The sequence below is a fragment of the Polaribacter sp. 2305UL8-11 genome, from assembly GCF_058147165.1.
Genome location: NZ_JBYVJW010000012.1, coordinates 57,491 through 83,339, shown reverse-complemented (window position 1 = coordinate 83,339; position 25,849 = coordinate 57,491). Strand labels below are relative to the sequence as shown.

At 29.2% G+C, this 25,849-nt stretch carries 22 protein-coding genes; 17 read left to right on the top strand and 5 right to left on the bottom strand.

Annotated elements, in window-relative coordinates:
* Positions 1–61: 61 nt before the first annotated feature.
* Together ACY2RW_RS11850 and ACY2RW_RS11845 are read right to left on the bottom strand one after the other, a co-directional pair.
* A complete protein-coding gene (locus ACY2RW_RS11850) occupies positions 62–2,464 on the bottom strand; it encodes a 3-hydroxyacyl-CoA dehydrogenase/enoyl-CoA hydratase family protein (protein ID WP_490122940.1) in 2,403 nt (800 codons plus the stop codon).
* Between the two features lie 12 nt (positions 2,465–2,476).
* Positions 2,477–2,935, bottom strand: a complete 459-nt coding sequence (locus tag ACY2RW_RS11845; protein WP_490122939.1) for a MarR family winged helix-turn-helix transcriptional regulator — start codon at positions 2,933–2,935, stop codon at positions 2,477–2,479.
* Positions 2,936–3,114: 179 nt separating this feature from the next.
* Here ACY2RW_RS11845 and ACY2RW_RS11840 point away from each other — a divergent pair, with 179 nt between their 5' ends.
* The 6 genes from ACY2RW_RS11840 to ACY2RW_RS11815 are packed head-to-tail and all read left to right on the top strand — an operon-like array spanning position 3,115 to position 8,867.
* Positions 3,115–4,044 carry an ABC transporter ATP-binding protein gene (locus ACY2RW_RS11840; RefSeq protein ID WP_490122938.1) on the top strand — a complete coding sequence of 310 codons (930 nt, stop codon included), beginning with the start codon at positions 3,115–3,117 and terminating at the stop codon, positions 4,042–4,044.
* Positions 4,045–4,047: 3 nt separating this feature from the next.
* On the top strand, positions 4,048–5,373 hold the full coding sequence (locus tag ACY2RW_RS11835; RefSeq protein WP_490122937.1) for an ABC transporter permease: 1,326 nt from the start codon (positions 4,048–4,050) through the stop codon (positions 5,371–5,373).
* Positions 5,373–6,251, top strand: coding sequence for a mechanosensitive ion channel family protein (locus ACY2RW_RS11830; protein ID WP_490122936.1), 879 nt, complete (start codon positions 5,373–5,375; stop codon positions 6,249–6,251). The genes ACY2RW_RS11835 and ACY2RW_RS11830 overlap by 1 nt, the downstream gene beginning before the upstream one ends.
* A 29-nt stretch (positions 6,252–6,280) precedes the next feature.
* Positions 6,281–7,150, top strand: coding sequence for a DUF6268 family outer membrane beta-barrel protein (locus tag ACY2RW_RS11825; protein ID WP_490122935.1), 870 nt, complete (start codon positions 6,281–6,283; stop codon positions 7,148–7,150).
* Positions 7,151–7,155: 5 nt separating this feature from the next.
* Complete coding sequence (locus ACY2RW_RS11820) at positions 7,156–8,319, top strand: sigma-54-dependent transcriptional regulator (RefSeq protein WP_490122934.1); 1,164 nt, start codon at positions 7,156–7,158, stop codon at positions 8,317–8,319.
* Positions 8,316–8,867 carry a hypothetical protein gene (locus tag ACY2RW_RS11815; protein ID WP_490122933.1) on the top strand — a complete coding sequence of 184 codons (552 nt, stop codon included), beginning with the start codon at positions 8,316–8,318 and terminating at the stop codon, positions 8,865–8,867. The genes ACY2RW_RS11820 and ACY2RW_RS11815 overlap by 4 nt, the downstream gene beginning before the upstream one ends.
* Positions 8,868–9,100: 233 nt before the next feature.
* Here the strand turns inward: ACY2RW_RS11815 and ACY2RW_RS11810 are convergent, their stop codons facing one another.
* Together ACY2RW_RS11810 and ACY2RW_RS11805 are read right to left on the bottom strand one after the other, a co-directional pair.
* Positions 9,101–9,481, bottom strand: a complete 381-nt coding sequence (locus ACY2RW_RS11810) for a RidA family protein (protein WP_490122932.1) — start codon at positions 9,479–9,481, stop codon at positions 9,101–9,103.
* A 50-nt stretch (positions 9,482–9,531) separates the two neighbouring features.
* On the bottom strand, positions 9,532–12,159 hold the full coding sequence (locus ACY2RW_RS11805) for a putative LPS assembly protein LptD (protein ID WP_490122931.1): 2,628 nt from the start codon (positions 12,157–12,159) through the stop codon (positions 9,532–9,534).
* A gap of 146 nt (positions 12,160–12,305) precedes the next feature.
* Between ACY2RW_RS11805 and ACY2RW_RS11800 the strand changes: the two genes are divergently transcribed.
* From ACY2RW_RS11800 to ACY2RW_RS11755, 10 genes are all read left to right on the top strand, one after another.
* Positions 12,306–13,397 (top strand): N-acetylmuramoyl-L-alanine amidase family protein, encoded by a 1,092-nt coding sequence (locus tag ACY2RW_RS11800; protein ID WP_490122930.1) that lies wholly within the window; start codon positions 12,306–12,308, stop codon positions 13,395–13,397.
* A gap of 54 nt (positions 13,398–13,451) precedes the next feature.
* On the top strand, positions 13,452–14,423 hold the full coding sequence (locus ACY2RW_RS11795) for an MlaD family protein (RefSeq protein WP_490122929.1): 972 nt from the start codon (positions 13,452–13,454) through the stop codon (positions 14,421–14,423).
* 20 nt (positions 14,424–14,443) lie between these two features.
* On the top strand, positions 14,444–15,760 hold the full coding sequence (locus ACY2RW_RS11790) for a 4Fe-4S dicluster domain-containing protein (RefSeq protein WP_490122928.1): 1,317 nt from the start codon (positions 14,444–14,446) through the stop codon (positions 15,758–15,760).
* A gap of 109 nt (positions 15,761–15,869) precedes the next feature.
* Positions 15,870–16,649, top strand: a complete 780-nt coding sequence (locus tag ACY2RW_RS11785; RefSeq protein ID WP_490122927.1) for a (Fe-S)-binding protein — start codon at positions 15,870–15,872, stop codon at positions 16,647–16,649.
* Positions 16,649–17,029 (top strand): SPOR domain-containing protein, encoded by a 381-nt coding sequence (locus tag ACY2RW_RS11780; RefSeq protein ID WP_490122926.1) that lies wholly within the window; start codon positions 16,649–16,651, stop codon positions 17,027–17,029. Before ACY2RW_RS11785 ends, ACY2RW_RS11780 begins: the two co-directional genes overlap by 1 nt.
* A 15-nt stretch (positions 17,030–17,044) precedes the next feature.
* Positions 17,045–17,974 (top strand): 1,4-dihydroxy-2-naphthoate octaprenyltransferase, encoded by a 930-nt coding sequence (gene menA, locus ACY2RW_RS11775; RefSeq protein WP_490122925.1) that lies wholly within the window; start codon positions 17,045–17,047, stop codon positions 17,972–17,974.
* A 7-nt stretch (positions 17,975–17,981) separates the two neighbouring features.
* A complete protein-coding gene (locus ACY2RW_RS11770) occupies positions 17,982–18,497 on the top strand; it encodes an SRPBCC family protein (protein WP_490122924.1) in 516 nt (171 codons plus the stop codon).
* Between the two features lie 76 nt (positions 18,498–18,573).
* Positions 18,574–19,614 carry an o-succinylbenzoate synthase gene (locus ACY2RW_RS11765; RefSeq protein WP_490122923.1) on the top strand — a complete coding sequence of 347 codons (1,041 nt, stop codon included), beginning with the start codon at positions 18,574–18,576 and terminating at the stop codon, positions 19,612–19,614.
* A 26-nt stretch (positions 19,615–19,640) separates the two neighbouring features.
* Positions 19,641–20,618: a CPBP family intramembrane glutamic endopeptidase gene (locus ACY2RW_RS11760; RefSeq protein ID WP_490122922.1), complete on the top strand. Its 978-nt coding sequence runs from the start codon at positions 19,641–19,643 to the stop codon at positions 20,616–20,618.
* Positions 20,605–21,660: an AMP-binding protein gene (locus tag ACY2RW_RS11755; protein ID WP_490122921.1), complete on the top strand. Its 1,056-nt coding sequence runs from the start codon at positions 20,605–20,607 to the stop codon at positions 21,658–21,660. Before ACY2RW_RS11760 ends, ACY2RW_RS11755 begins: the two co-directional genes overlap by 14 nt.
* Before the next feature lie 3 nt (positions 21,661–21,663).
* On the opposite strand, the gene ACY2RW_RS11750 is transcribed toward ACY2RW_RS11755, so the two are convergent.
* Entirely contained in the window at positions 21,664–22,269 is a 606-nt protein-coding gene (locus ACY2RW_RS11750) for a hypothetical protein (protein WP_490122920.1), read from the bottom strand.
* A 168-nt stretch (positions 22,270–22,437) separates the two neighbouring features.
* On the opposite strand from ACY2RW_RS11750, the gene ACY2RW_RS11745 reads away from it, so the two are divergent.
* Positions 22,438–25,806: a DUF2135 domain-containing protein gene (locus ACY2RW_RS11745; protein ID WP_490122919.1), complete on the top strand. Its 3,369-nt coding sequence runs from the start codon at positions 22,438–22,440 to the stop codon at positions 25,804–25,806.
* Positions 25,807–25,849: the final 43 nt, after the last annotated feature.

Below are 25,849 nucleotides of genomic sequence, written 5' to 3'. Positions count from 1 at the left end.
CGGATATTAAGTTTATATTTTGTTTTTGTTGTCTTTATACTTAATACTATCTACTAAAATCTTAATTCCTAAGTGGTTTTCCAGTTTTTAACATCTGTTGAATTCTTTCCAACGTTTTACGTTCTGTACAAAGCGATAAAAATGCTTCTCTTTCTAAATCTAATAAATATTGCTCTGTAACTAAAGTTGGTTCAGATAAATCTCCTCCAGCCATTACATAAGCTAACTTATTGGCTATTTTTTGATCGTGTTCAGAGATGTATTTAGAATGTTCCATAGAATCTGTTCCTACTAAGAACATACCTAAGGCTTGTTTTCCTAAAACCTTTACATCTTTTCTTTTTACAGGCTGTGTATAACCACTTTCTGCCATTAATTTTGCGTGTGCTTTTGCAGTAGCAATTTGTCTGTCTTTATTTACAACTACAACATCTTTTCCTTTTTGCATTAAGCCTAAATCGAACGCTTCATAAGCAGAAGTAGATACTTTTGCCATTCCAATAGTTAAGAAGTTTTCTTGTAAAATGTTTAACTCTACATCTCCTTTACTAAAAGAGTCTGATGCTCTTAAAGCCATTTCTTTAGAACCTCCACCACCTGGAATTACACCAACTCCAAACTCAACTAATCCCATATACGTTTCTGCAGCTGCAACTACTTTGTCTGCATGCAAAGAAATTTCGCAACCACCACCTAATGCCATTCCATGAGGTGCAGAAATAGTTGGAATTGAAGAATAACGCATACGCATCATGGTGTCTTGGAAATATTTGATAGCATAATTTAACTCATCATATTCTTGCTCTACAGCCATCATAAAAATCATACCAATATTTGCACCTACAGAGAAGTTTGCTGCTTGATTTCCAACAACCAATCCTTGGAAATTCTTTTCTGCTAAATCTATTCCTTTATTAATTCCTGCTAAAACATCACCACCAATTGTGTTCATTTTAGATTGGAATTCTATATTTAAAATTCCATCTCCAATATCTTCAATTACAACACCAGAGTTTTTGAAAACTTCGTTAGATTTTCTAATATTATCTAAGATGATAAATCCATCTTGTCCTGGTTTTTTGGTTTGTGATTTAGAAGGAATATCATAATAATAAGTTGCTCCTTCTTTCACTGAATAAAAAGATTTAGAACCAGCAGCCAACATTCCTGTAACCCAAGTTGCAGGTTCATTACCTTCTGCTTTCATTAATTCGATTCCTTTTTCTACACCAACAGCATCCCAAATTTCGAAAGGTCCATTCTCCCAGCCAAAACCAGCTTTCATGGCATCATCAATCTTATACAATTCGTCAGATATTTCTGGAATTCTATTTTGTACATACGCAAACATTGCTGCAAAGTTTTTTCTGTAAAACTCGCCAGCTTTGTCTTTTCCGTTAATTAAAACTTTAAATCTATCAATTGGTTTATCAATGGTTTTTGTCAATTCTAAAGTGGCAAATTTTGCGCGTTTTTTAGAACGATATTCCATCGTATCTAAATCTAACGTTAGAATTTCTTTCTTACCATCTACCACAGCTTTTTTGTAAAAACCTTGTCCTGTTTTGCTTCCTAACCATTTGTTTTCCATCATTGTATTGATGAAATCTGGTAATTTGAATAAATCGTGCGCTTCATCATTAGGACAGTTCTCATAAATTCCGTTTGCAACATGTACCAATGTATCTAACCCAACTACATCAACGGTTCTAAAAGTAGCCGATTTTGGACGACCAATTACTGGGCCTGTTAATTTATCAACTTCTTCAACTGTTAATCCTAATTCTTTTACTTGATGAAATAAAGATTGAATTCCGAAAATTCCAATTCTATTTCCGATAAATGCAGGCGTATCTTTAGCTAAAACAGATGTTTTACCTAAAAATTTTTCTCCATACATCATTAAGAAATCTGTAACTTCTTGTTTACAATTGGGTCCAGGAACCACTTCAAAAAGTTTTAAATATCTTGGAGGATTAAAAAAGTGTGTAACTGCAAAATGTTGCTGAAAATCTTCACTTCTTCCTTCGTTCATAAATTTGATAGGAATTCCTGAAGTATTAGAAGAGATTATAGTACCAGGAGTTCTGTATTTTTCTAGTTTTTCGAAAACTATTTTTTTGATGTCTAATCTTTCTACAACAACCTCCATAATCCAATCTACATCAGCCACTTTTGCAATATCATCTTCTAAATTACCAGTGGTAATTCTGTTTGCAAATTTTTGATTATAAATAGGAGAAGGTTTTGATTTTAATGAAGCTGTTAAGGCGTCATTTACCAAACGATTGCGAACCACTTTATCTTCTAAAGTTAATCCTTTTGCTTTTTCTTTGTCAGTTAATTCTCTTGGAACTATGTCCAACAAAAGAACTTCTACACCAATATTGGCAAAATGACAGGCAATTCCACTACCCATTATTCCAGAACCAATTATTGCTACTTTTTTAATTCTTCTTGTCATTAGTTTGTTTGTTTATACTGCTTTATTACTAACTTCTACATAAATATCTTTGTCAGCAATTAATTTATTAATTGTTGATGTTACATTAAAAAAACCTTCTAAATCTTTTTCTGAAACATGCTCTCTAATTGCATCGTTAAATTGGATAACATGACCTTTAGAAACTTTTCGCATTTCTTTTCCGAAATCAGTCAATTTAATAATTACACTTCTACCATCATCTGGGTTTCTCTCTCTACAAATAGCACCTTTATCTTCCATGTTTTTTAAAATTCTAGAAAGACTTGTAGGTTCCATTCCCATTAGTGGTCCTAAAGCTGTAGAAGGAGTTCCTTTTTCTTTATCAATATTTAATAAAACAAAGGCTGTAGCCATTGTACTATCATGCTTTGCAGCCTGCTCATTATACATCTTTGCAACAGCTTGCCAAGTTGCTCTTAATTGATGATCTATTGATTTATATTTATCCATTGTGCCAAATATATAAAAATTTATTATGCACGCATAGTAAATTGCGAAAAAGTTATGCATGCATAGTAAATTTTAACAAAATATTTATTGTAACGTTTTAATTCTAATGAATACTAATACTTAGAAAATATGTAAGTTTGTATCTACTGAAAGCTTTCAATAAAAATCAACAATAATCAATGGAGAATTTATTAGAAATTAATAATGTTGTAAAAAAATATGGAGATTTTACAGCATTAAATGATGTTTCATTACATATTCCTAAAGGAAGTGTTTTTGGATTATTAGGTCCAAATGGAGCAGGAAAAACATCGTTAATTAGAATTATCAACCAAATTACAATGCCAGATGCTGGTTCTATTTTTTTAGATGGAGAAGTATTGGCACCAAAACATACAGCTCAAATTGGTTATTTGCCAGAAGAACGTGGTTTATATAAATCTATGAAAGTAGGCGAGCAGGCTTTGTATTTGGCACAATTAAAAGGATTGTCTAAAAATGAAGCTAAAAAACGTTTAAAATATTGGTTTGATAAATTTGATATTTCTGCTTGGTGGGGAAAGAAAATAGAAGAACTTTCAAAAGGAATGGCGCAGAAAGTGCAGTTTATTGTTACAGTGATGCACAATCCTAAGTTATTAATTTTTGATGAGCCTTTTTCTGGTTTCGACCCCATAAACGCACAATTAATTGCTAAAGAAATTTTACAATTAAGAGATGAAGGTGCAACTATCATTTTCTCTACTCATAGAATGGAATCTGTAGAAGAAATGTGTGACGAAATTGCGCTGATTGATAAATCGAACAAGATTTTAGATGGAAAGTTAGATGATATCAAACGTAAGTTTAGAACACATACTTTTCAAGTAGGACTAAACACAAGCAATCCAGACGAAGTGGAAAATCAATTAAAAGAAAATTTTAAAGTTTTTCCAGCTGATTTTAAGTTGCTTGGAAATGAATTGACTTTAAATGTAAAGCTAAATGAAACAAATTCTGCAAACGACTTATTGTCATTTTTAACCAATAGAGGAGAAGTGCAACATTTTGTAGAATTAATACCAAGTGCGAACGATATTTTTATTCAAGCAGTAAATAAAAACAGTTAAAAAATGAGCAAGTTAAAACTAATTATACAGAGAGAGTTTATTGCGAAAGTTCGTAATAAATCATTTATAGTGATGACTTTTTTAAGTCCGCTAATTATGGTAGGAATGGGTGCTTTGGTTTATTTTTTGATGCAAAAAAATGACGAAAAAGTTAAGAAAATAGTTTATGTAGACAATTCTGGGCTGTTTTCTAAAGAAGATTTTAAAGATTCTAAAACCATTCATTATTCAGATTATACAGCTCTTGGAATTGAAGAAACTAAGAAAAAAGTAGAAGCAGGGAATTATTATGGAGCTTTAATTATTCCGCAAAAAGATAGCTTAGAAATATTAGCAAAATCTATTGAATTTTACTCAAAAGACTCTCCAGGTATGTCTGTGATGAATTCTATAGAGAATAAAATAGAAAGAAAATTAAGAAATCAAAAACTAAATACTTTTGGGATTGACATCGATAAAATCAATGCATCAAGAATTCAATCAGATATTAAAATGTTTAATTTTTCTGGAGAAGAATCATCAAAATTAATAAACGGATTAAAAATTGGAGTTGGGGCGATTGCAGGTTACTTTTTAATGATGTTTGTTATGATTTACGGAACCTCTGTAATGAGAAGTGTTATCGAAGAAAAAACAAGTAGAATTATAGAAGTTATAGTATCATCAGTAAAACCTTTTCAGTTAATGTTGGGTAAAATTATTGGTAATGCTTCTGCTGGTTTACTACAATTCTTTATTTGGGGTATTATATTGTTTGCCATAATTACTGTAGCATCATCGGTTTTTGGAGTAGATGTTGTAGAAATGCAATCATCAAGAGTGCCTGCAGAACAAATGGAAGTTGCAAAACAAGCAGCATCTGGAGATAAAGGGCAATTAGTTATTCAAGAAATTTTAAGGTTACCAATCTTAAAGTTATTTGTACTTTTTATTTTCTACTTTTTAGGTGGTTATATGTTATACAGCTCATTATTTGCAGCAGTGGGTGCAGCAGTAGATAATGAAACAGATACGCAACAATTTATGTTGCCAATAATGTTGCCATTAATATTAGCTGTTTATGTTGGTTTTGCAACGGTTATTAATGATCCTCATGGATCTATTGCTGTGTTGTTTTCTTACATACCATTTACAAGTCCTATAGTTATGTTAATGAGAGTTCCTTTTGGAGTTTCTTGGTATGAATTGGCAATTTCTATGACTTTATTAGTAATTACCTTTATATTTATGGTTTGGCTAGCTGCCAAAATTTATAGAGTAGGTATTTTAATGTATGGTAAAAAACCTACTTATAAAGATTTATATAAATGGATTAAATACAAAGGTTAATGCAAGATAAGTTAGAACAACTTCAAGATACTATTGTAGAAGAAGCAAATTCTGTTTTAGATTATACTTTTACATTTACTAAAGAAATTAGTATTTCTGTAAAAGGATTACTAATTATAGCGATTGCATTAATATTAACTTCTATAGTACTTAAATTTGTAAGAAATTTTTTAACAAGAAAACTACCAGAAAATGACAAACAAAAATTTGTAACCGTTTTTAGTTACATACGTTGGTTTGTGTATTTGGTTATTTTCTTAATAGGAGTAAATGCTGCTGGCGTTAATGTAACAGCTGTGTTTGCAGCATCTGCAGCACTTTTAATTGGTGTTGGTCTGGCTTTACAAACGCTGTTTCAGGATATTTTTTCTGGAATTTTTATATTGATGGATCAATCTGTTCATGTTGGAGATATTATAGAATTGGATGGAAAAGTAGGTAGAGTTATAGAAATTAGGTTAAGAACTACTAGAGCAGTAACAATAGATAATAAAGTTTTGGTAATACCAAATCATTTATATTTAACCAATATTTTATTTAATTGGACAGAAAATGGAGTAGAAACAAGAGAGTCTGTTAGTGTTGGAGTAGCGTATGGAAGTGATGTAGATAAAGTAAAAAAATTACTTACCCAAGCAGCTAAAAGTCATGATAAAGTTTTAAAAATACCAGCACCAAAAATTTTATTTACAGATTTTGGAGACAGTTCTTTAAATTTTAAAGTTGTTTTTTCTCTTAATAATAGTTTTGAAACACCTTTTGTACAAAGTGATATTCGATTTGAAATAGATAAATTATTCAGAGAAAATAATGTAACAATTCCTTTTCCACAAAGAGATGTTCATTTTTATTCTACAAAAGAAAAAGTATCAGAATGAAATAAGTAATAATATAAGTCAAAAAATTTATGCTAAAGAAAATTTTATTAATAGTTACACTACTATATTGTTCTGTAACTCATTCACAACTTACAGATTTAGCAAGACTAGAGTATTCTTTTATCCCCAAAAAAAACTCAGGAGATCAATATACAAGAATACGAGCTTTATTTAATTATCCAATTCAATTAAAAAAAGATACCTATTTTGTTGTAGGTACACAGTACAATCGTATTTACTTAAATTTAAGAGACAATTACCCTTTTGATAAATCTTTGGTAGAAACAATTACTGTGTTAGATTTAAATTTAGCTTATACCTATAAAATGAATACTAAATGGAGAGCTGCTTTTAAAATTACACCAAGATTAGCATCAACATTGAATGGAAAAATTACAGGAAAAGATTTATTTATAAATGGAGGAGCTTTTTTTATAAAAGATAGAACTAATGTAAAAGACGTACATCCATACAGATTAATTTTAGGACTAACTTATAATACAACAGCAGGTATTCCATTTCCTCTTCCTTTAATAAGTTATTACAGAGAAGTAAACAATAAATGGTCTTATACAGTTGGTGTGCCCAAGATGAATTTAAAATACAACATCAATACTAAAAACAATATCCAAGCATTTACAGCACTAGATGGATATTTTGCTCATTTACAAAGACCAACTTCAGTTTTAGGAAAAAATATTGATAATATTTCTTTATCAGTTGTGGCAGCTGGTTTAGGTTATGAGTATTTATTAAATAAACATTTAGTTTGGTATGCTTACGCAGGTTACACATTAAGATTAAATAACGTTTTAAGAAGTGATAATAGAGATAATGTTTATACTTTAGACAATCTAAACTCATTTTATTTAAGAACAGGAATTAAATTTAGAATATAAAAAACATGTCAAAAATATTAATTATCGAAGACGAAGCTGCTATTAGAAGAGTCTTAACAAAAATTATATCAGAAGAAAGTAGTGCATATAATGTAGAAGAAGCAGAAGATGGATTGTTAGGTATTGAAATGATTAAAAATAACGATTACGATTTGGTTCTTTGTGATATAAAAATGCCAAAGATGGATGGAGTAGAGGTGCTGGAAAAAGCAAAAAAAATAAAACCAGAAGTACCTATTGTAATGATATCTGGTCATGGAGATTTAGATACTGCTGTAAATACGATGCGTTTAGGGGCTTTTGATTACATTTCTAAACCACCAGATTTAAACCGTTTGTTAAACACAGTTAGAAACGCTTTAGAAAAAAAAGTGTTAATAGTAGAAAACAAACGTTTAAAGAAAAAAGTAAGTAAAAATTATGAAATGGTTGGAGAAAGTGATGCCATTTCTCATATTAAAGAAATTATAGAAAAAGTAGCAGCTACAGATGCAAGAGTTTTAATTACGGGGCCAAATGGAACAGGAAAAGAACTAGTAGCACATTGGTTACACGAAAAATCTGAAAGAGTAAAAGCACCAATGATTGAGGTAAACTGTGCAGCAATTCCATCAGAATTAATAGAAAGTGAGTTGTTTGGTCATGTAAAAGGATCTTTTACTGGAGCAAATAAAGACAGAGCAGGTAAATTTGAAGCTGCAAATGGAGGAACCATTTTTTTAGATGAAATTGGAGATATGAGCCTATCTGCACAAGCAAAAGTTTTACGTGCTTTGCAAGAAAATAAAATTCAAAGAGTAGGTTCTGATAAAGATATTAAAGTAAATGTACGTATAGTTGCAGCAACCAATAAGAATTTAAAAGTAGAAATTGCAGAAGGGCGTTTTAGAGAAGATTTGTATCATAGGTTGGCTGTAATTTTAATTAAAGTTCCTGCATTAAATGATAGAAGAGAAGACATTCCTTTACTAGTAGATTTTTTCACAAAAAAAATATCTGATGAACAAGGAACTCCTAAAAAAGAATTTTCTTCTGCTGCTATTAAGCTTTTACAAGAATATGACTGGACAGGTAATATTCGTGAATTAAGAAATGTTGTAGAACGTTTAATTATATTAGGAGAAAAAGAAGTTTCTGCAAATGATATTAAATTATTTGCTAGTAAGTGATAAATTTTTTAAAACTTTCTAACTATAACAAAAGAGCTCTTTTTGGAGGTTTAATAGCTGCTGTTTTTACAGGTTTAGCAGCTTTTACTTTAGGGAGCGTAAGCGGTTATGAAGCAAAACAGCTCATAAAATCTTCTTTGCCAGGAATTAATATTTTATGCAATACTATAGTGTTAGCATCAGCAACAATTTTGGCGTTACTTTTAACCCTATTAAGTGTTAGTTCTAGTACAAAATCTAAACTAAATGAAAGTCATTACAGGCATGTATTATTAATTGCAAAAATAGATACAACCGTTTTTATTACAGCAATGATTGCTTTTCAACTGTTAAATTTTCCGGTAACTGAAGCTGAAAATGTTCCAACAGAGTGGTATTCTTATTTTTACTATATAAGTTTAGGGGTTTCATCCTTACTTAGTGGAGGTTTAATAAGTGTTGTTTTAATGTTATTTAATGCGGTTTCTAGTATTATTAAAATTGTAGGTTTAGGTGAAGAAGATCATCCATTAGTATATAAAGAAGAAGACAAAGAAGAGGCTGTCTAAAAAGTAGTTAAGTATGTCAAACTGAGCTTTTCATCTTTGCTCAAGACAGCTTTGTCGAATCTTTGTGACTCATTGATTATCAGTTGTGTTTTAACAAACTTAATATGACAAGTAATTATTTTTTTGACTTTCCAGACAGCCTCTTCTTAAAATTTAATAATTTAGCTATTAAGCCATTAAAAAAAACTGATAGAAATTAATCTATCAGGTTTTTTTAGTTTACTTCACACTGCTCACTTCACAGCAATTGCACTAATTTCTACGTTTACAAATTTTGGTAAATTGGCAACTTCTACAGTCTCTCTTGCAGGTGCAGTTTCTTCATTAAAATAATTACCATAAACTGCATTTATCTCTGCAAAATTATGCATATCAGAAATAAAGATAGTTGTTTTAATAACATTCTCAAAAGTCATTTCAGCTGCAGCTAAAACCTCTTTTAAATTCTCCATAACTTGAGTGGTTTCTTCTTTTATAGATGATAAAACCAATTCGCCATTTTCTGGATTAATAGCAATTTGTCCAGAAGTGTAAAGTGTATTTCCGCTTAAAACTGCTTGATTGTATGGTCCAATTGGTGCAGGTGCTTTTAATGTTGTGATTATTTTTTTCATTGTATGTTTATTAATTTTAAAAAAGGTTCATTTTTCCTAACTCCTAACTCCTAAAACAACCTTCTATCTGGTGGTTTGTTTTTATCCCATTTTAAATCTTGCAAAACAGAAGATTTTACTCCAATAAAAAAGGTGTAAGAAGAGTTTGTGCCAAAAGGAACCCAGTTAAAGTTGAATTGCCAACTGTCTAAATCTCTACTAAAATTAAATCTAGAAAAAGTAAATGCGCCAGATTTTATATCATATCCAGAAGAGTAACCTAATTTCCATTTAGGTGTCAATTCTACATTACCACTAAACATTAAACTGTGAACACCAATTTTTCCTGGGTCAATTCCGTTATTTATATAATTGGTTGCATAAGCAAAATTAATAGACCAAGGTATATCTGCCTTGTATAAATTTGCAGTCTTATTTTTATCTTTTTTACTAGAATTAATAGGTTTTCTTTGTCCAAATCTATCATTTGGGTTTATATCAGCTCCAATAACATCTTGTGAGTTGTTAGGGTCATTATTCTGATTATTTTGATTTCCTTTTGCATCCTTTTTAAAATCTGCACTAGAAATAGAATAATTGGCAGTTAAACTTGCATTGGTAACTCTAAAAATACCTGGGTTGAATTTGTTAATTCTCTGTCCAGCATCATTTACCTGATATGGATCCATAGAGCCACTTAGATTTATAGCTAATTTGTCTTTAAATAAACGAGTACCAGCAGAAAAATTCACTTGAGACCAACGTAAACTATCTGCAGCAATATTATAGGAGCTACTAAAATTTAAGTTGTTTAAAAGTGTAATTTTTTCATCTTCCTCATCACTATCAGGATCTTTTGGAGCAACTTTAGCCTCTAAAACGTTATTTAAAGTTATTCCAATAGAATTACTTAAACCAACTCCAGGAGCTCTGTATAAACTAGAATCAAAAATAGTGTAATTAGCTAAGTCTAAGGGGTCTGCACTTTGTTGTACTTGTTTTATAAATTTGGTTCCAAAATCTGGTCTATATGAATAAGAAATAGAAGGTCTAAATGTATGTCTAATGGCTTTTAACCTTCCTTTTGTAAAGTTAAATGTTCCATAAATATTTGTACTTAAGCTAACCCCTAAATTGTAAGTCCTAAATGCTTTGAAACCGGTTAAAGAATCAATCACAACTTCATTTTTAACAGGGTCATAACTTTTTTTGATATGATTAAAATTCCAAGTTTCTTCAAAATTAGCACTAGGAGATAGTGTAAAATATTTAAAAGCTTTTATATTGGTATTTGTTCCGGTTTTATGTTGTACACCTGCTGTAGCAGTTTTAAACATTTTGCTAGTAAAAAACTCGTCATCATTAGTGTTAATTAAATACTGACCTTGCATTGTATAGTTAAATCCAAGTTTTTGAATCGGGTTTTTCTTAACACCACCTTTAGCAAACGGATAAATCCTATTCATATTTACTGTTAAAGAAGGTAATGTCATTGTAATTTTTTCTGTATTTGTGTTTTGTTGATGAGTGGCAGTCAAATTCATATTAAAAGGAGTGCCAACAAATGTTTTGCTATAATTTATAGATGAATTAAAGGTGTTTGTTTGTGTTTGCGAAACATTAAATTGATTTTGAGATTCTCTAAAAAACCGACTACTTCCCAAGTTAACAGAAGCTGTAAATCTAGAATTAGGACTTGCTTTTGCATCTTGATTATGAGACCATCTAACATTAAAATTGTTACTCCTACTAAAACTACTAAATCCTCTAATACCACTAATGTTGTTCTCAAAATTAAAAATAAAACTTCCACTAAATCGATATCTTTTTCTGTAGTTAGAGTTAAATCTTAATCCCCAACTACCATTAGAATAAGCATCTCCTCGTACAGCTAAATCTACATAATCGCTAATTGCAAAATAGTACCCTCCATTTTGAAAACCAATACCTCTTGGACTACTTCCAGTATCAAAAGCGGGTATTAAAAAACCAGAAACACTTGTTTCACTTAAAGGAAAATATGCAAAAGGTAAAAATAGTGGTGTTGGTACATCTGCTAAAACTAAATTACTAGCACCTACAATAATTTTCTTGCCTGGAACTAACTTTGCTTTGTTTGTAGCAATGTAATAATCTGGGTTGTCTTTTTCTGAAGTGGTAAATCTAATTTTTCTTACATAGATTGTAGAGTCGTTTACACGTTTGGTTTTTTCGCCATAAGTAAACATTTCTCCTTGTTTTGTTTTTAAACCATAAATTAAAGCACGTTTACTTTTAAAATTGTAAATGATAGAGTCTTGCTCAGATTCTTGGCTACCTTGTTTAAAAACAGGACGTTGTGTGTAGCCAGTGCTATCTTTAATCCCCTTTGCAAATAATGTATTTTTTTTATAATCTACAATAATAATACCTGCTTTTAAATCGATATCTGTGTAGGTTATTTGAGCTTCATTATATAAAGTAACAGTTTTATTTTTAGCATTTTGTATGGTATAATCTAATGCAGTATGGGTAATTATGTCTTCTATTGTTTCTTTTGGTTTTAAAGAATCTTTTGCAATAGAGTCCTTTTTTACATTGCGTAAAGTATCATTTTTACTCTTTAAAAAAGATTTTTTTACTTTGGTAGGTAAAGTGTCTTTTTTAACAATAGGAGTTGCTATCTTTTTATCAGGTTTAATATCTTGGGCATAAGACATTTCTATCAAAAAGAAAGAACAAAATAAAAGTATGTATAATTGGTTTGATTGCAATGCTATAAATACTATTTTTGTATTAAGGTAAAAGTATGGCTCAATATTTGAAGCACCAAATTTAAGTTGCCAAAATTAGTTAAATTTTATTGATGCATTTCCAACAAAACAACAAATTTAATACCAAGTTTAAAATAGTATTTATTTTAACATGTACAATGCTGTTTTTTTTGAACATAACTACGTTAAATGCTCAAAAAAAATATGTTATTGTTATAGATGCAGGTCATGGAGGTAAAGACCCTGGTAATTTAGGAAATGGTTATAAAGAAAAAAATATAGCACTAAAAGTAGCGTTAGCAGTTGGAAAAAAACTAGCTAAGAAAAAGGATATTAAAGTTATTTACACACGTAAAAAAGATGTTTTTATAGAATTATGGAAAAGAGGAGGTATTGCAAATGAAGCAAAAGCAGATTTATTTGTGTCTATTCATTGCGATTCTCATACTACTAATGCCTATGGAGCAGGTACTTTTGTTTTGGGCTTAAGTGGTAACAAAAAGAATTTAGAAATTGCAAAAAAAGAAAATGCTGCCATTTTATTAGAGGATAATTATGAAAAGCGCTATGAAGGTTTTAACCCAAACTCTGCAGAATCTGTAATAGGTTTGTCCTTACTTCAAGAAGAAAATCTAGATAAAAGTTTAGAGATAGCAAGTTTAATTCAGAATAACTTTGCCTTTAAACTAAAAAGAAATAATAGAAAAGTAAAACAAAATAATTTTCAAGTTTTAAGAGAAACAATAATGCCAAGTGTTTTGGTAGAATTAGGTTTTTTAACCAACAAAAAAGAAGGCAGATTCTTAAATTCTAAAAAGGGACAAAACCAAATGGCAGTTGCAATTGCAGATGCTATAAATAATTATATTTCTAATTTAAAGTTAAATACAGTTGTAGATAAAGTTGTACATAATAAAGAAGTTAATGATGTTGTTTTTAAAATTCAAATTGCTTCTGGAAAAAATAAAATCGCAACAAAATCTTATAATTTTAAAGGTTTAAAAGGAGTAGAGAGACTTAAAATAAATAAATTTTACAAGTATTATTATGCAAATACATCAGATTATAATCAGGTAAAAAAATCTTTAAAAACAGCCAAATCTAAAGGATATACTTCTGCGTTTATTGTGGCTTTTAAAAACGGTGTTAAAATCTCTGTAAAAGATGCTGTTAAAATGCAGTGATTTTAATCGTTTCTCCCAAAAATAATTAGTAATATTGTTATTAAATTTCTATTTATGTCTAGAGAGTTAAAAACAGGTATTGTTGCTTTAATTATAATCGTACTATTTGTATGGGGTTTTAATTTTTTAAAAGGTCAAAATTTATTTGATGGAGACACGAGATACTTTAATGTCGAATATAAAAAGATTGGTGGTTTAACAAGGTCTAGTTTTGTAACCATTAATGGTCTTAAAGTAGGTAAAGTAGAGAGCATTAAATTTGATCAATCACCAGAAAAAAGAGGTCATTTAATTGTTCGTTTTGCAGTAGATGATGATTTTCAATTCTCTAATAAAAGTGTTGTTAAAATTTATTCACCCAACCCTTTAAGTGCTTCAAATTTAGCTATAGTGCCAAGTTATGAAGGAGAAATGGCGGTTTCTGGAGACACTTTAATAGGAGAAGCAGAATCTAGTTTATTTACCTCTATTGGAGAAAGGTTAGATCCGCTTCAAGCAAAACTAGAAAAAGTATTAATAAGTGCAGATTTACTGTTTAAAAACGTTAATGATGTACTAGATAACAATACAAGAAACAGCTTAAAATCTACCGTAAAAAATCTAGAAGTAACTATTAAAGAGGTAAGAAAAACGGTTGTAGCTATGAATGGGGTTATCAATTCTACATCAACAGATTTAAAAGAAAGTTTACAAAATACTAAAAACATTACCGAAAACTTTTCTAAAGTATCAGATACATTAGCCAATTCAAACATTGGTGCAATTATTAGAAAAGCAGAAATTACTTTAAATTCTTCTAACACTTTATTAGATGGTATTAATAGTGGAAAAGGTACTTTAGGTAAGTTAGTTACAGATGAACAGCTGTACAATAACCTAACAACAATGTCTAAAGAGCTGGAAGAACTCTTAAAGGAAATGAAATTAAATCCTAAAAGATTTGTACATTTTTCTTTATTTGGTAAGAGAGCAAAACCTTACACCCCAAATAAAGACAAAGAGTTAGAGGAGAAAAAAAATAAATAATTTTAATATACTTATTTAATATGCAATACTTACCCAACATTATATTTGCAATTATTTTAGCTGTCGGAATTGGTTTTTTTGTGATGAATATTCGCAAATTATCAAGAAACATTAATTTAGGAAAAGATATAGATAGAAAAGATAGAAAATCTGAAAGGCTAAAAAACATGATGATGATTGCTTTGGGGCAATCTAAAATGGTAAAAAGACCATTTTCAGGCTTTTTGCATATTATCGTTTACATAGGTTTTGTTATTATAAATATAGAAGTTCTAGAAATTATTGTAGATGGTTTATTTGGAACACATAGAGTTTTTCAAGGTTTTTTAGGTGATGCTTTTTATGGCTTTTTAATCGGTACTTTCGAAATTTTAGCAGCACTAGTTTTTGTAGCTGTCATTATTTTTTGGACACGAAGAAATATTGCAAACATCAAAAGATTTTTAAGTAGAGAAATGAAAGGTTGGCCTAAAAAAGATGGAAACCTTATTCTATATTTTGAAATGGTATTAATGACGCTTTTTATTGTAATGAATGCTACAGATATTCCATTTCAAGATGCTGGTATAGGAAACCCAATAAGCCAATTTGTAGCACCACTTTTTGAGGGCTTTTCAGATACAACTTTGCACACTATAGAAAGAGCTGCTTGGTGGGTTCATATTTTAGGAATCTTAGTTTTCTTAAACTACTTGTACTACTCTAAACATTTACACATATTATTGGCTTTTCCAAACACCTATTTTGCAAATTTAGATCCAAAAGGAAAGTTTAATAATTTACAATCGGTTACTAATGAAGTAAAATTAATGATGGATCCAAGTGCAGATCCTTATGCTGCTCCAGAACCTGGTTCAGAAGAAGCAGTCCCAGAAAAATTTGGAGCATCAGAAGTGACAGATTTAAATTGGGTGCAATTATTAAACGCTTATACCTGCACAGAATGTGGTAGATGTACTTCTTCTTGTCCTGCAAACTTAACAGGAAAAAAACTATCTCCCAGAAAAATTATGATGGATACAAGAGATCGTTTAGAAGAAGTAGGAAGAAACATAGATGCCAACAAAGGAACTTTTGTAGATGATGGTAAGCAGTTATTAAATGATTACATAACACCAGAAGAATTATGGGCGTGTACAAGTTGCAATGCTTGTGTAGAAGAATGTCCAGTAAACATAGACCCACTATCAATTATTATGGATATGAGAAGGTATTTGGTAATGGAACAAAGTACTGCACCACAAGAATTAAATATGATGATGACAAATATTGAAAACAATGGTGCTCCTTGGCAATACAGTCAGCAAGACAGGTTAAATTGGGCTAAAGAAGAGTAAAAATTAGTCTACAGTCTTCAGTCAGCAGTAATAAGTCAGCTACAAACTGCCAACTGAAGATTGCTAATTCAAGACGAAATACTGAGAACTAAAATAAAAATTACAAAAGATGATAGTACCAACAATGGCAGATATGATGGCTCAGGGCAAACAACCAGAAGTGTTGTTTTGGGTAGGAGCAGCAGGAAGTTATGATGATAGAGCAAAAAAAATATCAAGAGCATTTGTAAAAATATTACATCAAGCTAATGTAGATTTTGCTGTTTTAGGTACAGAAGAATCTTCTACAGGAGATGCAGCAAAAAGAGCTGGAAACGAGTTTTTGTTTCAAATGCAAGCAATGATGAATATAGAGGTTTTAAATGGTTACGAAATAAAAAAAATTGTGACTTGCGATCCTCATTCATTCAATACTTTAAAAAATGAATATCCATCTTTAGGAGGAAAATATGAAGTTTTTCATCATACACAATTCATACAAAATTTAATAACAGAAGGGCGTTTAAAAATAGACGATGCTACATTAAAAGGAAAAAAAGTTACTTTTCATGACCCTTGTTATTTAGGAAGAGCAAACGAAGTTTACGAATCTCCAAGAGATTTAATAAAAAGATTGGGTGTTAATTTAACAGAAATGAAACGCCATAAACAAACTGCTTTGTGCTGTGGAGCAGGAGGAGCACAAATGTTTAAAGACGCAGAACCTGGAGACAAAGAAGTAAATGTTTTAAGAACAGAAGATGCTTTAGAAACGCAGCCAAACATAATTGCTACTGGTTGTCCATATTGTAACACAATGCTTACAGATGGTATAAAATTTAAAGAAAAAGAAACAGAAGTAATTGTTAAAGACATTGCAGAATTAATTGCAGAGGCAAATAAACTATAATGATGAAAAATTTTCATGCCTTTTTTTTAACTTTTATGTTGATATTTTCTTGTAGTAAAAAAGAAGAAAAAAAAATCCCAATTAAAGTTGTTGAGCCAGAAATAGAAGAAACAATTAATGATCCTGTTAATGATGATGTTGAAATTATTTTTACAGTTCAAATAGCTGCTTTAAAAAATGAAAATACCACACTTAATAATATTCAAGGCATTAAAACTTATATAGAAAATGATTTAATAAAATACAGATTTGGAGAATTTGTTACCTACAAAGAAGCCCGAAAAACTAGAGCTTTACTTTTAAAAACATATCCAGATGCTTTTGTTCAAGCGTTAAAAAATGGAAAACCAATCCATATTAAAAAAGCTTTAATTAATTAGAATTGGTACACAGAAATGCTTAAAAACTACATAAAAGCTGCACGTTTAAGAACACTTCCTTTATCTGTTTCTGGTATTATTGTGGGGTCATATATAGGAAGTGATTTTGTTATTCTTGATAATAATTTGAGTGACCAAAAACCAGTTTGGTTAACAGCCATTTTCTGGTTAGCAATCCTAACCACAATTGGTTTTCAGGTATTATCAAATTTTGCCAATGATTATGGAGATGGGCTAAAAGGTTCAGATAAAAACAGAACTGGAGAAGCAAGAATGGTAGCTTCTGGTGCAATTTCTCCCAAACAAATGAAATTAGCGATGATAATTACAACAATTATCACTTTAATTATTGCTTTATTATTAATTTACGTTGCTTTTGGAAGTGAGAATTTTGGATATTCAATCCTGTTTTTTGGATTAGGAATTGCTTCAATTGCTGCAGCTATAAAATATACAGTTGGTAATTCTGCTTATGGATATTCTGGTTTTGGAGATATTTTTGTATTTCTTTTTTTTGGTTTGTTAAGTGTTGTTGGAAGCTATTTTTTGTATACAAAACAGATTAATTTTAAAATTTTTTTACCAGCAATTTCTATAGGTTTGCTAAGTACAGCTGTTTTAAATCTAAATAACTTAAGAGATAGAGAAGAGGATAAAAAAAATAGTAAAAATACTTTAGTTGTTAAATTAGGTGCTGCAAATGCAAAAAAATATCATTATTTTTTAATAATTGGAGCACTAATTACTGCCTTAATGTATGTTTTTTTAGATTTTAGAAATGTATATCAACTTATTTTTTTAGTAGCCTTTATTCCTTTAATTAAAAATATAAATACTGTCGCGAAAAATAAAATTCCAGCAGAATTAGATAGCGAACTTAAAAAAGTAGCATTAAGTACATTTTTATTTGCGATTCTTTTCGGGATTACAAATACCATATTTTAAGAATATTATGAAAACAATAAAAATTATTTTAGGAATCATTTCAGTTTTAGTACTAGCTTTTTTCTTAACAGGATTAGTAGTGAAAGAAACCAATTACTCTGCTCAAATTTCTGTAAATAAACCAATTTCTGAAGTTTTTAAAACATTTAATCAACCAGGAAATGTACAAAAATGGATTCCAGAAATAAAATCGATAGACACCTTAAACTTAAACCCAGGTTTTACAGGAAGTGAATTTAGAATTGTAGTAAACAATCAAGGTCAAGACATTACAATGACAGAAAAAGTCTTGGCTTATGTGCCTAACGAAAAAGTAACACTTTTTTTTGATGCCGAAAATATGTTAAAAAAAGATGATTATATTTTTACAGAAAATGAGGGTGTAACTACAGTAACTCTTAACTCTAGCTGCCAAAGCGATTCTTACATAATGGCTTGTATGTTTCCTTATTTTAAAAGTACATTTAGAGAACAAGACCAAGCTTATTTAAATAATTTTAAATCTTATTTAGAACAAAACTAATATGCAATGTCTTTTCGAGTTATTTTTCTGACAGAGGAAGAAAAATAGAATCGAGAAATCTTATAAAAAAATAAAGTTGATAAAAGCTACTTACAAAAAATATATATTAAACTTTAAAAACCCTAGTGGTACTTCTCGTGGAATTTTAAAAACCAAAGAAACTTGGTTTATCATTTTAAAAAAGGATGATAAAATCGGTATTGGAGAAACAGGTTTGTTTAGAGGTTTAAGTATTGATGATGTTCCTAATTACGAAGAAAAATTAAAATGGGTTTGTAAAAATATTAATGCTGGTTTAGAAAAACTATTGCCAGAAGTTGCACATTTTCCTTCCATTCAATTTGGGTTAGAACAAGCTTTTTTATCGCTTCAAAGCAATACTTCTTATGATTTATTTCCTTCAGAATTTACACAAGGAAAAGCATCTATAGAAATTAATGGATTGGTTTGGATGGGAGATAAAGCGTTTATGAAATCGCAAATAAAAGAGAAACTAAAAAATGGTTTTTCTTGTATAAAAATGAAAATTGGTGCGATTGATTTTCACGCAGAAATAGAGTTGTTAAAATCAATTAGAAAAGATTTTTCATCTAAAGAAATTGAATTAAGAGTTGATGCAAATGGTGCTTTTACTCCTAATGAAGCTTTAGAAAAACTAAAGATTTTATCAGATTTAGAACTTCATTCTATAGAGCAGCCAATTAAACAAGGTCAAATTTATGAAATGGCGCAATTATGTGCTTCAACACCTTTACCAATTGCTTTAGACGAAGAATTGATTGGTGTTTTTTCATCAATAAAAAAAGAAGAGTTGCTAAAAAAGATTAAGCCACAATACATTATTTTAAAACCAAGTTTGGTTGGTGGCTTTGCAGGGAGTAAAGAATGGATTAAATTTGCAGCACAACACAATTGTGGTTGGTGGATTACTTCTGCCTTAGAAAGCAATGTAGGCTTAAATGCAATTGCCCAGTTTACATATACATTACAAAACAAAATGCCACAAGGTTTGGGTACAGGCTCTTTGTTTACGAACAATTTTAAAAGTCCGTTAGCAATTAAAAATGGAGCACTACACTACAACTCACAAAAAGATTGGAATTTTAACTTGGTTTAAAATTTATTATAAAATATAAATAGAAAATGAATTATATACAACAAGCATATAAAGGTAAAAATGAGTGGTATCATTGGGTAATAACTATTGTTTTAGTTTTTATTGGTTGGCAAATTATTGGAGTAATTCCTATTGCTATGGCTGGTGCTGCCAAATCTAAAGATGTAAATGAATTCTTAAAGTTTGCAGAAACAAGTTTTATGAATGCAGGTATAGATAAAAACCTACTATTATTTTTAATGATTTTAATGTTTTTAGTAGGGCTTATTTTTCTTTTTATAGGTGTAAAATACATTCATAAAAGAAGCATTACTTCTTTAGTAACCAGTAGAAAAAGTATCGATTGGAAACGTTTTAGATATGGTTTTTTGGTTTGGGGCTGTATTGCAGTTGTAGCTATTTACGTAGGTATTTTATTAGCTCCAGAAAACTATGTTTGGAACTTTAATGCCACTCCATTTTTTACATTAGTTGCTATTTCTTTTCTGTTTTTACCTTTTCAAACAAGTTTTGAAGAGCTCTTGTTTAGAGGGTACTTTATGCAAGGTTTAGGTATTTTAACTAAAAACAGATGGTTTCCTTTATTATTTACCTCTGTATTTTTCGGTCTTTTACATGGAGCAAATCCAGAAGTAGAAAAATTAGGATATATTTCTATGGTGTTTTATATTGGTACAGGACTTTTTTACGGAATTACAACTTTAATGGACGAAGGTACTGAACTTGCTTTGGGTTTACATGCCATTAATAATATTGTAGCTGCATTTTTTGTGACTACAGATTGGACAGTTTTTCAAACAGAAGCCTTGTACATAGATACTTCAGAGCCTTCTGTAGGTTGGGAAATGTTTTTTCCAGTTTTGGTTTTATATCCTTTAATGTTATTTATTTTTTCTAAAAAATACGGCTGGCAAAATTGGTTAGAAAAATTAACAGGTAAGATTGAGAAACCTATTCAGTTGAAAGAAAATTATGGTAGATTAGAAGATATTGGTCAAGAATAAATTACATACCAACTTTAAATTAAACGATAATTCTTTTCATTCTGTTGATGAGTTATTAGCGTATTCTTCTACTTTTTCTACACAAATTTATCTATTTCTAAAAGAATGGTTTTCTAATAATAATTGCATTACTGTGCAAACTTCTGGTTCTACAGGAAAACCAAAACCAATTCTATTACAAAAAGAATTGATGATTAATTCTGCAAAAGCAACTGGCGAATTTTTTAACATAAAAGAAAACTCGAAAGTACTTTTATGTTTATCTTCAGATTACATAGCTGGTAAAATGATGTTGGTAAGAGCCATTGTTTTAGGATGGCATTTAGATGTTGTAGAACCTAATCTAAATCCTCTTAAAAATGTTACAAAAGTGTACGGTTTTGCAGCAATGGTTCCTTTGCAAGTAGAAAACGCTTTAGATAAACTGCACCTTATTAAGAAACTCATTGTTGGAGGGGGTGTAGTTTCAGTACAACTTCAAGAAAAACTACAAAGCCTAAAAACCAGAGTTTTTGCAACTTATGGGATGACAGAAACTATTACACATATAGCTGTTAAAAAGTTGAATAATTTTTCAAAGGTCATTTTTAGTACAGTTGAGAAATCTTTTTACCAAACTTTACCAAACGTAAAAATTTATAAAGATTCTAGAGATTGTTTGGTTATCAATGCTCCAAAAGTTGCCAAAGAAATCGTTTTTACAAACGATATAATCAATTTAGTTTCTGATACTCAGTTTGAATGGTTAGGACGTTTTGACAATGTTATAAATTCTGGTGGAATTAAATTACATCCAGAAAAGATTGAAGAAAAATTATCGAAAATTATAAAAAACCGTTTTTTTGTTACTGGTATTACTGATGAAAAGTTGGGGCAAAAATTAGTTTTAATTATTGAAGGTAAAGCACAAAACATCAATTTTGAAAAAAGTAATTTATCTAAATTCGAAAAACCGAAGGAAATTTACTTTATAGATAAATTTGTAGAAACTACCACAAAAAAAATCCAGCGTACCAAAACATTGAGTTTGATTTCGTTCTAAATTTTATCTAATAATATCATAAAAAATGTTATCATCAAACATTTTCTGAATTTGATTTTTTCCTAAACCAAAAGGTTTAGTTGTATAATTTTTAGATTTATTAATTTTATAAACACCACCCATTTTATCAGTTTCAAAATTATTCTGTATCACAAAAATAGAATCTTTGGTAACCGAAGAAATTTTTAGTGTGGAATAAAAATTGGTATCCACATTTTTAAATTTGATTACATCTCCAACTTTTGGAGTTTTAATGTAATTTATCACCTCTTTATTATGTTGTTGTGTAGTATAAATTATTATTGAAATTAAAATGGCAATTATGCCTAAGCCAGACCAATACCAAAGAGGTGTTTTGGCATTTCTTTTTGCATCTGCAGATGTATGACGTAATTTTTCATTCATCATTTTAAAATCTGAAGTAATTTTACAATTATTACATTCTGAAAATGCTTTTTTAGACATTGGAAAAACAGGCACCCAATACAAATATCCGTATTTACCGAAAACAGAAATAGTGTGTGGTACTATTTCATTACAGTTATCACATTTTATAGGATTTGTTTTTTTAGTATGAATTAAAGATCCTTTTGTTCCGTAAAAAATCATGTTTTTTGTTTCATTATTATAAGCAATAAATATAGGATTTATTATAGTATTTAAAATGAATCCTAACTAAAATGTTTAGTTTACGTCTAAAGTAGCACAGTATACTAATTATTGATTTTGTAAATTTTTAAGGTTGATTAGTTTTATATCAACTTTAAAAATTAACTTATGAAAACTAAGCTATTATTTGTATTATATATTTTTATTTTTTCTACTACTATTTATGCTCAAGATATTCCTATTATCAAAGCTGGTAAAAAAACTATTTCTGTAAAAAGGTTAAATGTAAAAGTTACTGTTTTAGGAGATATTGCAATAACTACTTTTGATATGTATTTTTATAACCCCAATAACAGCGTTTTAGAAGGTGAGTTGTCTTTTCCTTTAGGAGAAAATCAGTCTGTAAATAGGTTTGCTTTAGATATAAATGGTAATTTAAGAGAAGCTGTTGTAATAGAAAGAGAAAAAGCAAGAGTTGCTTTTGAAACTACAGTTAGAACTAAAATTGATCCAGCTTTATTAGAAAAAACCAGAGGAAATAATTACAAAGCAAGAGTATATCCTATTCCTGCAAAAGGATATAAGAGAGTGGTAGTTGGATTTCAACAAAAGTTATTAATAAATAAAGGTAATTACTACTACAAATTGCCTTTTAAGTTTACAAAAAGACTAGAAAATTTCTCATTTTACTTAGAGGTTTTAAATCAGAAGCAAAAACCAATTTCAGAAAAAGGCTTAGCTAGTAAGTTTTTATACAATAAGAAAAAGGATGCTTATTATATGAAAATTGAGAGGAATAAATCTAAAGTAAACCAATCTATATTTATAAAAATCCCTGCAAACACAGAAAAAATAATAAGTAATGATACTTATTTTTACGCTTTAAAAAATTTAAATATAAAACCAAGAAAAGTAGCCTTAGAAAAAGAGATTACAATTTTTTGGGATAAATCGAAATCGCAACAAAACAAGAAAATTGAAACCGAAATTTCTTTTTTAGACACCTATTTTAAAAAAGTACAATATGCAAATGTAAAATTTGTTCAATTTAATACTGAGATTCGTTCAGAGAAAAATTTTACAGTAAAAAATGGGAACTGGGTTGCACTAAAAAAAGCGATTAGAAGTGTAATTTATGATGGAGCTTCTAATTTTGAATTTTTATCAAACTATAAAAATACACCTAAGGTAAGTTTTTTATTTACAGATGGGTTGAGTACTCTAAGCAATAAAAAATTGATTTTAAATAATAAAACACACATCGTAAATAGTGCAGTATCTGCAAATCATCTTGTATTAAAAAATGCAGCTCAGATTTCTGGAGGGAAATACATAAACTTTAAACAGATATCTATAAATAAAGCTTTTGAAAAAATAACTAGTCAACAACTTCAGTTATTAGGAACAAATATTTCTGATACTCATTTAGAGATATATCCAAAAAAAGGAGCGCCAATTCATCAAAATTTTACAATTTCTGGTAAAACAAATCTATTTCAAAAAAAATTAGAGTGTTATATAGGTTATGGTAAAGATACTTTACAAACAATATCATTTGCTATCAATAAAAAAGGAAATGAGAGTCCGTTTTTATCAAAGATTTGGGCACAAAGAAAACTTAACTTTTTAGAAGGAAATTCTAAATTAAATGAAAAAGAAATTATTGCTTTAAGTAAAAAACATCAAATTATTAGTTCTTTTACATCCATGCTAATATTAGATAGAGTACAAGATTATGTAACACATCAAATAGAACCACCAAAAGAATTAAAAGAAAGATATGATGCATTGTCATTACAAAGAATAGATAATGAAAAAGAAAGTGTTGCAAGATTACAAAATCAACTTTTTAAAAAATATGAAGAATTTTTTAAATGGACAGATAAAAATTACACATCAAAAGTTATTGTATCCAAGAGGGTTTTAGACACTATAAAAAGGAATGCATCTGTTGTAAATAATAATCCTACAACAACAAATATAAACCTTGCTCAAGGAGAATTTATAGTTTCTGGTGTTGTAAAAGATGCAAGTGGTGCTTTACCAGGAGTTTCTATCTCTGTAAAAGGAAAAAGTAGAGGTACTGAAACAGATTTTGATGGTAAATTTTCTATCAATGTAAGGTCTACAGATGTTTTATCTTTTAGTTATTTAGGATATATTTCTGTAGAAAAATCAGTAGGAAATAGTAGAAATTTAAGGGTTATTTTACAAGAAGATGATAGTGTTTTAGAGGAAATTGTTGTTGTAGGTTATGCTAGAGGCACAACAACTAATCTAACAACATCTTCAGTAGCAATAAGAGGTTCAAGTAGTATTAGTAATGCTTTAATGGGTAGAGTTTCTGGAGTTACTATAAGAGGTGATGCTTTAAATGATACTAATAATTCATCATCAACTAAAATTGCCAACAATCCTTTGTTTGTTGTAGATGGTGTTTTAGTTGATAAACCGAATTTAAATCCTAAAAAAGTACATGCTATCTATGTTTTAAAACCCAAACAAGGAGAACTAATTTATGGTAATAGAGGTAAAAATGGGGTAGTTGTTGTAATTACTAAAAAAGGAAACAGAAATAGCTTAGATAAAATTGAAGATTTTGAAGAGTTTGTTTCTGAAAAACTTGAATTAAAAGGATGGAATCCTAAAACACCATATTTGAAAGTTTTAAATAAAACAAAAACAACAGAAGAAGCTTATGCTGTGTATTTAAATCTTAGAAATAAATATGAAAAGTCACCTTCTTTTTACATTGATGTTGCAGACTTTTTCAAAAACAAAAAAGAGAAAGAAATCGCATTTCAAATTCTTACCAATGTTGCAGAAATAGAGCTAGATAATTTTGAATTACTAAAAGCACTAGCTTATAAATTTGAAGCATACAAACTTTACAATTATGCTGTTTTTATTTATGAAGAAATTCTTAAACTAAGACCAGAAGACATACAATCTTATAGAGATTTAGCTTTGGGATATGAGCAAACAGGAGCATATCAAGAAGCAATAGATATGTTGTACAAAATTGTAAATGGAGAGTTGTTGCTTAAAGATAAACAAAGACGTTTTTCTGGAATAGAAGAAATTGCATTAGTAGAATTAAATAGGATAATAACTTTATATGGAGATAAGCTAAATTTAAATCATATTGATAAAAAGTATATCAAAAAAATAGAAACAGATGTCAGAGTTTTAATAGATTGGAATCATAATGACACAGATATTGATTTGTGGGTAACAGACCCAAATAAAGAAAAGTGTTTCTACAGCCATAAGAAAACAAAAATTGGAGGTCGTATTTCTGATGACATGACTGATGGTTTTGGTCCTGAACAATTTGTTTTAAAAGATGCTATTAAAGGCGATTATAAAATAGAGGTTAACTATTATTCAAATAGTCAGCAAAAAATATCTGGCCCAACATTTTTAAAAGTAACTACTTTTAAAAATTATGGAACTAAAAAAGAAGTTAAAAAAGTGCAATTAGTAAGACTAAAAAATACTAAAGAAGAATTGACAATAGGTAAATTAATTTTTTAAACTCTAAATATTGTTTTCTAAAAAAAAGCTCAAAAAAAATCTT

What these genes read in the sequence shown, in the direction of transcription:
- ACY2RW_RS11850 (WP_490122940.1), bottom strand. Translation starts at nt 2,464, where the DNA reads ATGACAAGAAGAATTAAAAAAGTAGCAATAATTGGTTCTGGAATAATG.
- ACY2RW_RS11845 (WP_490122939.1), bottom strand. Translation starts at nt 2,935, where the DNA reads ATGGATAAATATAAATCAATAGATCATCAATTAAGAGCAACTTGGCAA.
- ACY2RW_RS11840 (WP_490122938.1), top strand. Translation starts at nt 3,115, where the DNA reads ATGGAGAATTTATTAGAAATTAATAATGTTGTAAAAAAATATGGAGAT.
- ACY2RW_RS11835 (WP_490122937.1), top strand. Translation starts at nt 4,048, where the DNA reads ATGAGCAAGTTAAAACTAATTATACAGAGAGAGTTTATTGCGAAAGTT.
- ACY2RW_RS11830 (WP_490122936.1), top strand. Translation starts at nt 5,373, where the DNA reads ATGCAAGATAAGTTAGAACAACTTCAAGATACTATTGTAGAAGAAGCA.
- ACY2RW_RS11825 (WP_490122935.1), top strand. Translation starts at nt 6,281, where the DNA reads ATGCTAAAGAAAATTTTATTAATAGTTACACTACTATATTGTTCTGTA.
- ACY2RW_RS11820 (WP_490122934.1), top strand. Translation starts at nt 7,156, where the DNA reads ATGTCAAAAATATTAATTATCGAAGACGAAGCTGCTATTAGAAGAGTC.
- ACY2RW_RS11810 (WP_490122932.1), bottom strand. Translation starts at nt 9,481, where the DNA reads ATGAAAAAAATAATCACAACATTAAAAGCACCTGCACCAATTGGACCA.
- ACY2RW_RS11805 (WP_490122931.1), bottom strand. Translation starts at nt 12,159, where the DNA reads ATGTCTTATGCCCAAGATATTAAACCTGATAAAAAGATAGCAACTCCT.
- ACY2RW_RS11800 (WP_490122930.1), top strand. Translation starts at nt 12,306, where the DNA reads ATGCATTTCCAACAAAACAACAAATTTAATACCAAGTTTAAAATAGTA.
- ACY2RW_RS11795 (WP_490122929.1), top strand. Translation starts at nt 13,452, where the DNA reads ATGTCTAGAGAGTTAAAAACAGGTATTGTTGCTTTAATTATAATCGTA.
- ACY2RW_RS11790 (WP_490122928.1), top strand. Translation starts at nt 14,444, where the DNA reads ATGCAATACTTACCCAACATTATATTTGCAATTATTTTAGCTGTCGGA.
- ACY2RW_RS11785 (WP_490122927.1), top strand. Translation starts at nt 15,870, where the DNA reads ATGATAGTACCAACAATGGCAGATATGATGGCTCAGGGCAAACAACCA.
- ACY2RW_RS11780 (WP_490122926.1), top strand. Translation starts at nt 16,649, where the DNA reads ATGATGAAAAATTTTCATGCCTTTTTTTTAACTTTTATGTTGATATTT.
- menA (WP_490122925.1), top strand. Translation starts at nt 17,045, where the DNA reads ATGCTTAAAAACTACATAAAAGCTGCACGTTTAAGAACACTTCCTTTA.
- ACY2RW_RS11770 (WP_490122924.1), top strand. Translation starts at nt 17,982, where the DNA reads ATGAAAACAATAAAAATTATTTTAGGAATCATTTCAGTTTTAGTACTA.
- ACY2RW_RS11760 (WP_490122922.1), top strand. Translation starts at nt 19,641, where the DNA reads ATGAATTATATACAACAAGCATATAAAGGTAAAAATGAGTGGTATCAT.
- ACY2RW_RS11750 (WP_490122920.1), bottom strand. Translation starts at nt 22,269, where the DNA reads ATGATTTTTTACGGAACAAAAGGATCTTTAATTCATACTAAAAAAACA.
- ACY2RW_RS11745 (WP_490122919.1), top strand. Translation starts at nt 22,438, where the DNA reads ATGAAAACTAAGCTATTATTTGTATTATATATTTTTATTTTTTCTACT.